The sequence below is a fragment of the Arachnia propionica genome, assembly GCF_003932785.1.
Taxonomy (GTDB): Bacteria; Actinomycetota; Actinomycetes; order Propionibacteriales; family Propionibacteriaceae; genus Arachnia; species Arachnia propionica_B.
In genome coordinates this window covers 1-13,614 of record NZ_RQYT01000060.1, presented here as the reverse complement: position 1 = coordinate 13,614, position 13,614 = coordinate 1, and the positions used below count along the sequence as shown (strand labels likewise).

9 protein-coding genes and 3 pseudogenes are annotated in these 13,614 nt (G+C 50.2%); 3 read left to right on the top strand and 9 right to left on the bottom strand.

Annotated elements, in window-relative coordinates; all coding sequences use genetic code 11:
• Positions 1–171: 171 nt before the first annotated feature.
• From EII35_RS16815 to EII35_RS16745, 7 genes and pseudogenes are all read right to left on the bottom strand, one after another.
• Positions 172–390: pseudogene (locus EII35_RS16815) on the bottom strand (transposase); the annotation flags it as partial.
• A 161-nt stretch (positions 391–551) separates the two neighbouring features.
• Positions 552–1,529 (bottom strand): M50 family metallopeptidase, encoded by a 978-nt coding sequence (locus EII35_RS14705; RefSeq protein WP_125229217.1) that lies wholly within the window; start codon positions 1,527–1,529, stop codon positions 552–554.
• 186 nt (positions 1,530–1,715) lie between these two features.
• Entirely contained in the window at positions 1,716–2,771 is a 1,056-nt protein-coding gene (locus tag EII35_RS14700; RefSeq protein WP_185744377.1) for a lantibiotic dehydratase C-terminal domain-containing protein, read from the bottom strand.
• Positions 2,765–5,086 carry a lantibiotic dehydratase gene (locus EII35_RS14695; protein WP_185744376.1) on the bottom strand — a complete coding sequence of 774 codons (2,322 nt, stop codon included), beginning with the start codon at positions 5,084–5,086 and terminating at the stop codon, positions 2,765–2,767. The genes EII35_RS14700 and EII35_RS14695 overlap by 7 nt, the downstream gene beginning before the upstream one ends.
• A gap of 424 nt (positions 5,087–5,510) precedes the next feature.
• Positions 5,511–7,076 carry a nitroreductase family protein gene (locus tag EII35_RS14690; RefSeq protein ID WP_125229214.1) on the bottom strand — a complete coding sequence of 522 codons (1,566 nt, stop codon included), beginning with the start codon at positions 7,074–7,076 and terminating at the stop codon, positions 5,511–5,513.
• 27 nt (positions 7,077–7,103) lie between these two features.
• Complete coding sequence (locus tag EII35_RS14685) at positions 7,104–8,915, bottom strand: TOMM precursor leader peptide-binding protein (protein ID WP_185744375.1); 1,812 nt, start codon at positions 8,913–8,915, stop codon at positions 7,104–7,106.
• Positions 8,916–9,142: 227 nt separating this feature from the next.
• Positions 9,143–9,322, bottom strand: a complete 180-nt coding sequence (locus EII35_RS16745; protein WP_125229212.1) for a thiazolylpeptide-type bacteriocin — start codon at positions 9,320–9,322, stop codon at positions 9,143–9,145.
• A gap of 83 nt (positions 9,323–9,405) precedes the next feature.
• On the opposite strand from EII35_RS16745, the gene EII35_RS16055 reads away from it, so the two are divergent.
• Positions 9,406–9,549, top strand: a complete 144-nt coding sequence (locus EII35_RS16055; protein ID WP_185744374.1) for a hypothetical protein — start codon at positions 9,406–9,408, stop codon at positions 9,547–9,549.
• Positions 9,550–9,877: 328 nt separating this feature from the next.
• On the opposite strand, the gene EII35_RS14665 is transcribed toward EII35_RS16055, so the two are convergent.
• The gene (locus EII35_RS14665) at positions 9,878–11,953 is read right to left on the bottom strand and encodes a hypothetical protein (RefSeq protein WP_125229210.1); all 2,076 of its coding nucleotides are present in this window, start codon (positions 11,951–11,953) and stop codon (positions 9,878–9,880) included.
• Positions 11,954–12,071: 118 nt separating this feature from the next.
• A complete protein-coding gene (locus tag EII35_RS14660) occupies positions 12,072–12,917 on the bottom strand; it encodes an IS5 family transposase (protein WP_125229209.1) in 846 nt (281 codons plus the stop codon).
• Positions 12,918–13,172: 255 nt separating this feature from the next.
• On the opposite strand from EII35_RS14660, the pseudogene EII35_RS16570 reads away from it, so the two are divergent.
• Both EII35_RS16570 and EII35_RS16565 read left to right on the top strand, forming a co-directional pair.
• Positions 13,173–13,406: pseudogene (locus EII35_RS16570) on the top strand (hypothetical protein); the annotation flags it as partial.
• A gap of 36 nt (positions 13,407–13,442) precedes the next feature.
• A pseudogene (locus tag EII35_RS16565) lies at positions 13,443–13,614 on the top strand (IS3-like element IS3501 family transposase); the annotation flags it as partial.

Below are 13,614 nucleotides of genomic sequence, written 5' to 3'. Positions count from 1 at the left end.
CAATGAACGCCCCCGAGCAACACTGGGCTACCTCACCCCACGCGAAGCCTTCCAACGACTCCTCGTTGCTTCCACCACTTGACACTGCCGACGTACTTGACGGCTACCGGCACTCCCGGGAGAAGAAGGCCGCTGCTTTTTCAGGAACTCAATCTCCATCTGGGCTTCACGCAATTCGGCCTTGACCTTCTTCACTTCTGCAAGCTCAGCTGAGGCGAGTTCTATTCCGCCGCCGTCTCGATGAGTCCTAAGCCACTTGTTCACGCAGTTCCCCACGGTCTGGGGAACCAGCCCGCACGCTTTCTTGACCTCACTGACCGAACCTGATTTCTCGATCGCCTCCGTCACGATTTGTTCCTTGAACTCTTCACTGCACTTCGCTCCTGCCATGATACCAAATTTTACCTCACGCCTTCGAATTGGAGCCAGAATATTCATCGGTGTCCACGAAACGTGCAGCAGTCCATCCTGCCTTTGACCACCGCGGTTGCCACGAACCTATGACACTACCCCTTGCCCCAAGAACATTCACTTCACAATTCTAAACACAACTACAGTTGCCTTAGCAACCACCAAGCAAGAGAACTCAAAATCAACAAAGGCGTGGCAATACATAAAAAACCGTAGATCACCAAAAAAATCTTCTTAAAAACATTCATATCGTAGACGCGAATGAGTTGACGACCACGCTTAGTCAACAACATTAACAATCCACTAGTTCCATCTCGAAAAACATTCCGCACACCAAGTGCTTGGCATAGGATCTGATACCCGTCTATCCGAGGAATAGGCAATAGATTAAAGACCACCGAACCCAACAAACCTATGCAAATAACGGCTAGCGGCTCCGCGATTGCATTTATAGAACGAAGAGCCAACCACAAAGAAGTTGCCGGAACAAGCAGCACTAAACTAGTCCAAACCCCGGCAAAACAAACGCCAGCCCGCCGCCAAGAACTGGCAAACAGGCGGAAAGAAGGTGCCTCAACAAAAGCCGATAGAAAAAATGGGAAACTCCACCCGAGTCCTGCACGACTCACCCACCCTCCCCATCGAATGCACGCCACGGCATGACCCCACTCATGAATCAGAATAGAAAAAGTCAGAACAATGCCAGCGATGAGCATATCGACCGGGCGAAACAACGACGACTGGGCTTGCATAAAGAGCACAGAATGTTCAGCATAAATGGACAAGACGCACAAGAACAATAAAGGAACAATCATGCACACAGCCGGGAGGGAAAAAAGAAACTTGGAAACAGCCATAGTACGACGAATTCGTCTTTCAACGTCCGAGCACTCCCAAACTCGACGAAAATACCAAGAACTAGCCAAACTCTTAGATTTAAGCCCAATAGCCACCGACATAGTCGTTCCAGGCCGACGTGAATCGACAAAAGCTCCAGAAGGACTAAAATCTTGCAATAGGCCACTGCCCTCGAGAGTTTGAATCAGGGCAAAGATACGTCGCCAACCTAATGGAAACCCCAGCTGAGCGCAATTTTCCTGGAGCCCCTTGAGGTCCATCGGGCGTGAAAGTAGCTGGAGGACAACATACTCCAGAGTTCCAAGCGACCAAATCTTTGAAAGTCCCAGTATACCAACAAGGTGACGAGGTCGCCATCCGTCCCAAACAACAGGCCCAAAAATGAGATGTGCGCGTCGGGCGGGGACACAAAAATCCGACTCAACCATCCTACTGACCTTGAAACTTCATATTCTAAGACTATGACGAACAACGTGGGCCAAGTACGCCTCATCATTGGGCGTAACACCCAGCCGGTTATTATGCATGTGCAGATAACTACCCAGTAGCACTCGAGCCGATTGTCCAGGGTCGTCAGCAACAACCGGCAATCCACTCCCTCCGCCCTCAAAAACAAGCTCTCCCTTAAAAGTCAACTCAACTATCCGGCTATATAGTTGAATGCAATGAGACCGCCACTCAACTAAGAACGACACTTCTAAGTCACGCTCCCCTACCGCAAACTCATAAACACGTTGAAGTTGTGACCGAACACTACCATCCCCTGAGGAAAGCATCCTTTCATACTTTCCTCGCCAATCAACCCTGGAATCAACATACAGTCGGGCCCAGTACTCCTCGTAGCCATTGAAGAAATCAAGAAGGGACTCACGCCTTGGAATAAACACGCTGGCCATGACCACCATCATCTGTGCGGCAATTCCAAACGTCACAGTCCTAAGATGCATATTCACCCTAGAAAGTAGATTAAGAACTATTCTAGAGGACTCTTGAAAATGCCATTCACTCAAACGAATTCCGCAGGGGCCGCCATAGCGGGTAATCTCCGGCAAATAAGTGGCTACTTGAACCGTATTATTTGGCTGGATTGGCATACGGCCATCTAAACCATAACGCGCCTCCCATTCCTCCGCAGAATACTCCGCAAGAAACATAGAGCGATATAATTCATGCGTCAATTCTGAATCCACGGTGTAAACCGCCGGCCTACGGTGAAAGAACTCACTGCAACTGCGATGAACCAACATACCAATTGCTTGCGATGCAGCATCTACGGAAGCTCTCAGCCTCAGTCTAACATGCGGACCCTCGAGCCAGTACCTCACGAAGAAGTAGTCGTTCACTAACTGTTCTTGTCTAAGCTTCAAAATCAGCGGATTGAGACACTCCACCAAAAGCGGATTGGGGTTAGAAGTATAGTGAATATGAAAAGCATGCCAGCTCCCGCCAAAACCTAACTGTTCGTTGAAGCCCATGGGAAAATCGCCTTCATTGATTAACACATACCTGACCATGACCTTGGGGGATTGATATCACAGATAAACTCCGTTACATAACGCTTTCCGCTGCTTCGATCAACAAGCAGCTCATTTGGGTTCGGCAACATTTCAACTATCTCGATGGGATCAGAATAATTCGCAATAGCTCTGTCAAACAACCGCACCGAGATCTCCGAGTCGAAGTCGACAAACAATGGTTTCGTGGAAGCATTCAATCTCGCCCGATTCACCTCACCGTCGTCGACACTTCTACCCGCTTGAGGCTGAAGAAACACTTGGTCCGGTATCCCATTAGCTCGCTTCCAATCTCTCCAAAGCAAATATCGAGCTGAAACCTTCATATTGGTATGCGTGTCGGGCAGCTCTTTCTTCGGAAATCGCCAAGTTCGACGTTGCAACACTACACCGCCCACTGTCAGCCTAGGGTAACGAAAGCCATTCACCTTCACTCCCTCGAAGAAATTGGGCATTGCCATATTCACCGGTGAAAGCAGTAGCAGCTCCTGCTGTATAGGGGACAGTAGATAGGGCAGCAAGAACCCAAGATACACCGGTACAACCCGTGCACGACGTTCGTCCGACCAAAGTATCACGCCTTTATGTGGGTCATACTTCAGAACCAAGGAACAGAGGTCAATCTGTTCACTCACTGGCCTTTCACTGGTTTCTCCCGGACATAATAACTCATAGCCAGTAAGGTGGGGATGTGCATTCAGATTAGTAGTGTCCATCCCTCCTCTCAATTCAGCCATCAAAACCGAATCACTAAATGGAGTGTTTCTAGAACGCACACGATCAATCACCTCGTAGTCGACAACACTGTCCAACAATTTGCTAAATCTCGAGAACTGCAACCCCATGCCGCAATAGGATTTATTTATAACAACATATGGATTGTTTCCACGGAGACCCATCTGGAGAAAAAAACTCCTCGGATCGGGTTGTATAGGCGCTGTCTCTGGCATATCTCGTAAGAACTCGTTCAACCAGTTCCGGTCTAGCTCAAGAACCCACGGTTCTGGACCACACTGATCTACCGCGCCCTGGAGAAAACGTTGCAATCTTTGCTTCGAATCATCCAGAAATTTAACATCATCCAAATCAAACCAATTTGGCAAAGGATTAACTGTCAGGTTCTCTGAGTAGTCTCTATGTCTCAACAATGCTCGTTGAAGTTCCTCGAAGCAATCCTGCCGAAACTCATCCAGAAATCCAGTTACATCTCTCACTACTCCGCCTGCACCGTAACGTGCAAGAAAATATGCTTTGAGCGCCAATCGAATCGAGGCAGAACGGTCAAATAGACTGAGAAAGCGACCACAGATCTCAAGGGTAGGGAGCACTTCATGAGTCCACCACCCATTGTCCACTTTACAAACAGTTCCACGGTCAGCGACATCTTCGAAACATATTGAAGTCAGATTGATTTCTGAACTGACTCCAATAGCCGATTCTATCCCCCTAACCTCCACCCGCATACGTTCATCCAGTATTCTGCGCGAATCTGATTCAGCATTTACATAATCGTTGACCAACGACTGAAGACTTAGGATATGTTCTGATACTGCCTGCGCCCAAACAGACCCAATCTTGGCAAGGCGAAGGGCGAAATCTGTGGCTGGTCGGGGATTGGCGAGATCAACACTAAATATGGGGCTCACCAGAAACCCAACTTTCACCAACGCACGAATATAATCAAGAATTTCATCTACCGAGGCAGTAACACCCGAATCGAAAAGCAATTCATTCACAATATCGGGTGCCTGCAATTTACGCCCATCTCCCATGAGTTGCACAACGCGCTGAATTATCCCTTCCGCCCCAAGAAAGAAAACGGATTCACTTCGTGGAGATAGTCCCATCTGGTAGCTGTCCGTAGGTCCAACTCGACTTCTACGAACGTAGCGATACCGTAAGCCGCTCTTTAGCACACTCTTGTTCAACTCTAAGGGTACGTCGATAAGCATCCCATCCGTTTCGGTAATAGTATGGATAATGTGCCCAAGCAGAGCCAAATTTATCTCACCAGAAGAAGAAATGCCTTGGCATAGGTCAACCTCCACTAAAGAGGGAGAATCCAGCGGTTGCATGACGAATGAACCCAGACCAACCACGCCTAGGGTGCCGAAGGGACTCGTTTTAGCGGCTGCACGATATAAATATTTCAAAATAGTTTGTTCGATTTTACGCATCCTCTTTTCACTTAGGTTCGGGACGCCTGTAATCCTATCCAAATGGTGATCCAATTCGTTTGATTGGAGCAAAATTCCTTTCCGCAAACGCGGCTCCTTTGCAAAGCGTAGGATTTCTTCACGCACTCTCCGCACCTGTAGTTCCGCAACACTTTCGCCTAGATCCAAATATGATGAGAGTTTCAGGATAGACGACTCCACCGCGTCCACATGCGTCGCCAAGTTCGGGTAAGCCGCACACAGTCGTGAAAGATTCAACCCAGCACGATCTAACGTTCCACCGGCCCTCACTGTTCTACGGAGGTTCTTCGCAGACCTTGCAATAGATGCGGATGTTGTTTCTGCCACGATCTTCTTAAGAACAGCTTGAAACGCATCCCGAGCTCGTCTCTCATCCTCCCGAAGTTCTTCGACTCTCTCAGACCAAGCTATCAAACTCGGCACTTTCAAACAAGAGAGCAAGTTAAAGTCTAAGCCACCCCTACGGAACAAAAATATTTCACTTTCTTCCGCGGGATACCGAACCGAAAGATCACAATCAAAATCACTATTAGTGTTCACCACATTCCAATCCTTCCGTCGGCAGTACGTAACGATAGAATGCACTTCCTGGCTTGTTGGGCCCCACCAAGACAAGGACCAAAGGCCACTCTTCACCTTCCATTTGAAGTCGTTCTCTGATGGCTACATTCTCAAACCCATAAACAGCACCACACCCCAACTCTTCGGATGCCGCGCGCACATAAATCCTTTGAAGGGCTGCTCCTAGTTCGGCATTCATTAACCGGTAACCCCGGGGGCCAATCTTGCTTATAACTGATCCGGGGCAAGCGCTGATCACCAGAATCGCGGACGCCTGCTCAAAGTTGTAATTCTTAAGGTAATAACAGTACTGCAAGAATGGGTGCAGGGGCGGTCCTGGAACTTCGCAAAGGCTGTGTGACTGGGGTTCATATTGATATGCACCTTCTGGAATATCCCCCACGCGAGTAGCGAACACCGAGAGACGGAAAAAATGATGAAGGCTGTCCTCTTGTGAGGGAAAACGAATCAAACGCGGCCCAAGAGCCGACACTAGTAGGGCGCTGAGCTGAGACCTTGACATGCCGGTGGAACCGTCAAACCGCCCAAAACTAGACTCACGTTTTTGCACAGTTCTCCTCCACAGAACTGTTGACAATCGCTCCCTGAAGGGCAGAGCCCAACGCCTCCCTTTTGGAGGAACCAAGCTTTGCTCGGGACATTTTGCTGGCATCGATCTAGTATCATTCATCATTTCAAGCTGGACATCCATGTTCCATGGGAAGGTACGAACTACTCTCGAAGTCTCCAGGAAGTCCACATTAACAGAAGCGCGTTGTGGAGGCTGTCCCGCTGTCACACTTTCGGCCGACTTTATCGCAGTTTTATTCACAGAACCTAACGAGGCAACAGCAAAAACTGATTCTTCCCTCCAATTAAGCCCCAACAACTGGTTCAGATCAGCTTCATCAAACCATAGATGAAGCTCCGGTCGCTCTCCAGCCACCCCATGCCAGCTTCCAAAAAGAGTGCCTATATCGGTGGTTACAACATGATAACAGAAGCTAGCGTATTTGAATGAATTTTTCCAAAACCTTACTGTTGCAACTACGTAGGCGCCTGGTAGCGAATATGTATGGCCGCGGAGAGCGCCCAATATTCTATTCCTGAAATCCCCTAACATGAGTTGCTCCAACATGTGGTGCGCAGAGGAATAGTGGTACACTCCTGCCTGTATCCCAAGATCGGCTCCGATCACTAGATACAGTTCAACCGGGTACATTCCTCCACCAGACGTACTCGCCCGTGCATAGACTGCGCCGGCAGCTTCTTGTTGATGGCTCACGCCGTTGTTTGCAGTGACACGTGTACGTCGATCAAATGGAGCATAAGACGCCCGTAAGCGCATATCAAAATTCCACCACCAAGCACCAATTTCTCCCCCAGATACCGGAATGTCCAAGCGAGGAACTCCCAAATAGATCTTGTGACGGATTGGAGCGTCACTCCAGTCAACCTTGTAACTAGTCGGTTCCATCGGCTCACGACCACGTTCAAGAATTCGACGTACATACTCCTTAGTAATACAAGCCATCGGAATCTCCTCGCAAAGCAAAATCTATCACGGAAATGGATGCGGTACTCGATGCATATCTCCTGTTTCCAAGAGACAAGATTTAAGGCCTGATTTTATCAAAGCTTCTTTAACACGCGGCATCCCCAGCACTCTCTGTTTATTCCAGCCGAAATCTATTGGTACCAGCCCAGGGCAGATGACACAAACGTTTCTGAGCCCAAAAAACTCTTGCTCCGGACTCGTCTGTTCCACGATGATGACATCATAACCAGCATCAAAAACCCTTTGCAAGCAGTAATTGAGTAGATCAAGCAGGAGGCGGGTTTTTGGCTTACGCATCTCCCAATCAGCATAGACTTCGTCAAACCTACAGGCATCAGATTTATCCAGCAGTAACCTCACTTGCGGCTTCATGGACGGCAATCCGAACAATAAGGGGTGGTGCGCTAACTCTCGAACTCTTTCGTAATCTCGGGACATCTCTATAACTTCCTCTTCCACAGCATGAACCCGCTTGGTGAATGAAGGAATATAAGAGGCAATTTCACAAAGCGCTGACGATATTGCTTGAATCGGGTTTACGGACGCCCCTGAAGCCAGAGCAACTTGCCCTAGGGCCTCCTCATTTCTATTGACGGCCAGGGCCGTTACTACCGGAATATCGAAGTCGATTCTGTTATCGAATAAGCGGACATCGTATCCGATATAGCGCATACGCGCCATCATGAATTGGAGAGCTTGGTCCGGCACTGATTCCGGTTCAATTTCGGGCAAATGAGCTCCCCCATACCACCCGATCAAGAATGCATCTCGTTCAATTAACTCAAGTAAACCGTAGAGGATCGCTTCCTCTAAATTTGCTCCTGCCGCACAACCATTTGAGCACTCTTGAACAAAATTGCTTGATACATCTTGGTCCAGATAATATACCAAACGTTCGGGGACCAGTAAGGGTGATTTGTCCCGGAGAGAGAAACCCCAGACCCAGTTCATCTCCAACTCGTCAGAATATGAAACAAAAAAGGGTTCGCGACGATAAAATTCTTCGTTATATAAAGCACAATCCCTTGGATCCAAGGTGCCAATACCTGCTAGGGCTCTCCTCGAGCTTCGTTTCAAGGATTTCTGACGGCACCGTGTGAGACCCGCGTGTCTCTCCAACCCTTCCAAAAGGGCAACCCGGGCACTGGACGCATAGTCGTTTGCATGTCCACTCCAATAGAAATCATGCAGCATCCAAGACCCTCGCACCATCATGGAACCAGTAACTGGTGCCGTGGTGGTACACAGGGTGTCGGGCAACATACCTTTACCTAGGACTCCACAAACAGGGTTTGCCAAAGCATCAAACGACAAATCGATCTCTTCCAGAGATTTACACCGAGCAGAGCGATCCGAAATAATCTCTCTGGGTTGCAGGTTCAGGATAGCCAGTTCAGCACTATCAACAGGTCTTTCGGCACAACAACAGTGGGCGTCTGGTACGAGTGGATAGAGCTGCATCAAACCCGTGTCTAACGCTAGGACCTGAACCATAGAGAAACCATGTGGTTCAGACGGTTGTACCTCTCCCGTTAGAGCCCTCTCAACCATTAGAAGAGCGGTAGCTTCAAGATAGGCCGTTTGATGCATTGGATTAACACCAATACTCTCAAACTTCCCTCCGTCTCGTTCGAGTAGATCTCTTTCCGGTTGTGACCGAAGTTTCTGCCATCGAAGCGCTAGACAGCCGGCGCAGCCCATATGAGAACCGCTCACTCTATTGTTAGGAGGCGGTGCGACCAGCAACTTATCTCTAGAGAGGAAGAAGGGAAGCACGTCACGATTTTCAGTTGCCGCCATTTCAATGGCGTTCAAGCACCACAACCTCGACTCAGCCGGCATCTTCAGCCCATAGGATCTTACCAGTTTGGCAATTCTCGACTCGGGTCCGGTTAGTTTCGAAATAGGATTCTGGTTATCGCATGAATGGGAGACCGGTCGTTGATCTTCCTGAGCTGATTCACCTTGATAGCACCAGTCGCTGCAACTAGTCATCTAATAAGTCCCACTTTCGTGCCAATCAATGCACTACTCACTGATAGTCACTTCCAAGGATTCATACAGCTACAGAGAGCGCAGCTCGTAGTGCTGCAACAGCTAGTGCTGGCCGTACTTGTACATGATGATGGCGCCAACAGAAGATCAGCATCTGAAACGTCTTGGATTTCGAATGTCTCGGCCTCAATCTCCTGTAAGTTAGAAGCTACCGTATCGTCAGACATTTGCATCTCCTTAAAGAAATAGGGTTAATCCGATGCTCTCTTGAAGAGCGTTTTGTTGAACGACGGTCACAATCAACTAGCTCGTGCTCGCTGTACTGCATGATGTGCACCCACAGCAGCTACTCGTGCTGCAGCTGCAGCTTGTTGTGCTGGCGCAGGAGCAACTCGAACATGATGTGCAACTGACAGCAGCTAGTTCAATTTCATTCGAGACATCTATTTCTTGAATTTCAAAAGTCTCAGCCTCTAACTCCTGCATTTCTTTCACTAAACTCATTTCTTTCCTCCATCAAGATCCACTTTGCAACGGTTGGCACCTAAACGTTCGGCGGTTGCACGCTTTAACTACTGGTAGAACTGCAGCTGCAACTACTACACCCACAGGTACTACTGGTGCTCGTACTGGAACTACAGGTTGAGCTGGTGCTCGTGCTGCAACTGCAGAGTCCTGCCAGTTCAAAATCTTGTTCCGGAATCTCTTCGATTTCAAATGTCTCCGCCTCCAGGGTTTCAAGTTCTTTAGTCATCTCACTCGTCTCCACCTCCATAATTTTATTAATTCTCATCATCTGGGAGTCCTATCACACGAAGAACCGAAACACCTGCACGCGTCCAAATGTCCTCAGGAGTCATTGGAAATATTGCCACTCTTTCTAGACTTGAGTCCGCACAAATTCTGGACAGATGGTTTAACTTATCTGACGCAAAAGCTCTAAAGTCAGAGTTTTCCTGCACTCGAGATAGAACTTCTCCAGGTACCTTAACTGATTCATCCGTATCACTTCGAAGGTCAATGTCATTAGAAGCCTGAACGTGCGCCAGCATCTCCGTTAGAGCCTCAGCAGCACTCCTGTTTGGATCGTCCAGTGTCGCCACTGAAGTTTTGTCAAGTTTCACAGCGTTATCAGTGCCGCTGCAATAACCATTGACAATCACCGAGACTCTGCCAGTCCTGTGCACGTGGGCCACTCCGGAGACTTTTAATCCATATTGCTTAGCGACGCCCACCAGGAAACTAGTACTCTCGTCGCTCATATCGAATTCGAATCGGAACGCCGTTTCACTCTTTCCTTCACTGACCTTGCGGAGAGCTGTGACTGAATACAAACGGGACATCGCCCGCATGTAGGCCTCTCGTAAATTCCATCCCGATACCGTCAGATCAACTTTACTCGAATTCGAGTATTCCATAAGCAATTCTTTCGACATCTCTAACGGTTTTCCTGATCGAGCATAAAATCCCTTAATCAAGTTCGGCATGAGATGCGCTGCGGCATCGATAGAGTAAATCTCCGCAAGTTTCAGAAAAGCTTCCTCTCGGGCCATAGCAAGAGAGTCTCGCGACCACCCCCAGACTACCCGTCGATCAGAGACCGACCACGGATTCGCATACCGCAAGCAGCCAATCTTGAGCGGCGACTGCACTATTTCATAATCAGCATAGTCTGAGACTATCCCCGTATAGTGACTGATCAAGTTTTTCCATTCCGATTTCCTCCCCGAGGTTGTTTCCGCCGAATTGCCACCTGTACTTCTTTCCGCATCGTCTGCGGTGTGCATTTCTTGCCATAAGTTCGTTGTTGGCACATTTAGTGCATCATGAGTAGCCAAAGCATGCGGCAGCGGGACAATGTCTTCCGCAACTCCAATTGTAGTTTCAAGGTCAAATATCACGAGACCTTGCTCTGTCTCGGCTCCGATTCCCGATACGTGTTTGAATGCCTCAAAAGCAAGCAGGTTGCCAAGCAAACTTCGCGAGAGCCTGCTACCAGGTACTGGCAACTGGGAATCTCCTCTCAACCAGCGTCGGCGGAACGCAGCTTCTGTTTCGGGATCTGCTGCCGCAAGGTACCTCTCCCAAGCATCGTAAGTCAGCCCTACCGATTCGTTTGAGATGACGGGCCCGATTAGTGCTCGCGAACAATCAAGGATTAGCGGGATAGCAATTTTTCCGGCACTAACGGATTCGTGCAGCTTGCTAAGTAGGTCATTCGGCGAAAGGGCGAGATCTGCGTATATAGCCAGCTCCATTTTGTTACTCTCCGAGGCACCCGGACCGACTTTCACTGCAACCCGCCCATTTATTTTGGCGCGTTCTATTTCTCTGACCACCATCAATGCTGATGCCACCGTCCCAGAACACCAGATTTGAGTAAATCCGTTAGCAATTAACCCCGCGGCACAGGCTTCCGCGACGTGTCCTTCTCCGTGGACGGTGACTGAACAGGCCTGGAGTGCTTTTAGGCCAGCTACTGGATCCATGGCATAATGGGCAATGTAGGCCAACTGACCATCCAAACCGGCTTGAGTGATCTTATCCGATTTTGGCGTTTCCCTGACAGCCCCACGAGACACTAAGCTTCCTACCAGCTGTTCTACGAGAGAAGCTCGTTGGTCATCTAGCTCACTTACGAGTTCAGCAAGACTGACACTGCCATCAAGTTTAGGCAATAAATTAGCCACCCACTTGTAGGCAGATTTTCCCTTTACGATGAAACCACGGTCTCCCCATTGAACAAGCACTCCTCCTTGAACTTCTGAGAATAAGATGTCTTGTCTTGCTCTGAGGCATAATGAACCATGTGCTGATGATTGATTGTCAGCAATAGTATTTTTCATGACCTCCCCCATCGACGCTGAATGGGTTGATTATGTTTAGACAAATCCAGTATACCATCCAAATGATCGCTTGTCAACACCTATCAGGTAGTCGGCCCGTTGCCATGTTAGAGGGTGCGCGGATAGGGGGTTAGGGTCTGCGGGTGGGGCGGGTGTCCCAGCGGTGGGTGAGCCAGGCGTGGTGGCGGAGTTGGCGGATGATGATGATCGTGTTGGCCAGGGCGATGAAGGCGTTGATGACTTCGATGCGGCGTTCGGTGCAGTGGGCGAGTTTCTTGAATCCGTGGTTGTGCCAGGAGTGGGTTCGTTCGACGGGCCAGCGTTTCCCGCTCTCCAGTGGGGTCCCGCGTGGGCTGATCACTGCGTGGCAGCCGAACTCTTCAAGGAGGGCTCGGGTGACCTGGGAGTCGTAACCGGCATCCAGATGGACTGTGATCGTCTCGGGTAGTCCTGCTCCCAGGCCGAGATCGAGACGGCTGAGACACTCCAGGGTGGGGCGTAACAGTGGGGAATCGTGTCGGTTCGCTGGGGCGACCACGACTCCCAACGGGATCCCCGCACCGTCGGTGAGCAGGGAGCGTTTGGTGCCTTGTTTCCCTCGATCCACCGGGGAACGTCCAGCGGCCTCGCCTCCGCAGGGTGCCTTGACGATGCAGCCGTCGATCAGGAGGTGTTCCAGGTCAAGGCCGACCATCGTGTCGTAGCCGTCACGGGCGATGGCTTCCAGGCGGGTGAAGATTCCCAGCCGGATCCATTCATCACGGCGGCTGCGTAGTGTGGTGGCTGAGCAGGAGGAGTCAGCGATCTTGTTGTAGCTGACGCCCAGCACCACGACCTGGATGAGTTTGTCGAAGATGACCCGGTCCGGGATCCGGGGCCGGTGGCACTGCAGGGGATGAGTCTCGACCCGTTGTGGGATCAGCGCGGAGAACTGGTCCCACAACGGGTTGATGATGCATGATGGGACAGCAGGCACGAACACTCCTTCGGTAGTAGAGGATTGGCTAGAACCCTTCTACCAGTGTTCGTGCCTGCCCCACATCCCCAACACGCACCTATCCGCGCACCCTCTTAGTGTCCCGATGGATGTGTTCTTGTCACTCGGCCCGGTCTGGCTGTGTTAAATCACAACCCACTTGTGCACCTTAGAGTAATGGGCATTGGGTTTGCTGGAGGTTTTCCCTATTTGATTCCGACCAGCAGGCTGTGGTCGCCGTGTACAGCATAGAACGTGTTCTCGAGCTCGACGGGCGGGACGTTGAACCGTCCTGGGTTTGGTTCCGATCCAGTTGAAGGAGAATTGGAACATGCCCAAGAAGTACAGCCCGCGGTCCGGTTGGTTCTGGAACGTCAAGCGGTCGAGGGAGGTCCGCGTTCGCGTTCGATCCGGGCCATCGCCCCGCAGGTCGGCGTCAACACGGAGACGTTGCGGTTGTGGTGCAACCGATACGGCCCCGAGGCAGAAGCAACGCCTGTGGCCGAGTCCTTGGAGGAGCAGAACAAGCGTCTCAAGCGGGAACTTGCCGAAGCCCGCCGGGCCAATGAGATCCTCAAGGCCGCGTCGGCTTTTTTCGCCAGGGAACTCGACCGCCCCACGACGAGATGATCCGGTTCATCGACGAACACCGTGACCGTTTCGGGGTCGAGGCCATCTGCCGTACTCTGCGTGCGAC

What these genes read in the sequence shown, in the direction of transcription:
- EII35_RS14705 (WP_125229217.1), bottom strand. Translation starts at nt 1,529, where the DNA reads ATGGACCTCAAGGGGCTCCAGGAAAATTGCGCTCAGCTGGGGTTTCCA.
- EII35_RS16745 (WP_125229212.1), bottom strand. Translation starts at nt 9,322, where the DNA reads ATGTCTGACGATACGGTAGCTTCTAACTTACAGGAGATTGAGGCCGAG.
- EII35_RS14665 (WP_125229210.1), bottom strand. Translation starts at nt 11,953, where the DNA reads ATGGGGGAGGTCATGAAAAATACTATTGCTGACAATCAATCATCAGCA.
- EII35_RS14690 (WP_125229214.1), bottom strand. Translation starts at nt 7,076, where the DNA reads ATGGCTTGTATTACTAAGGAGTATGTACGTCGAATTCTTGAACGTGGT.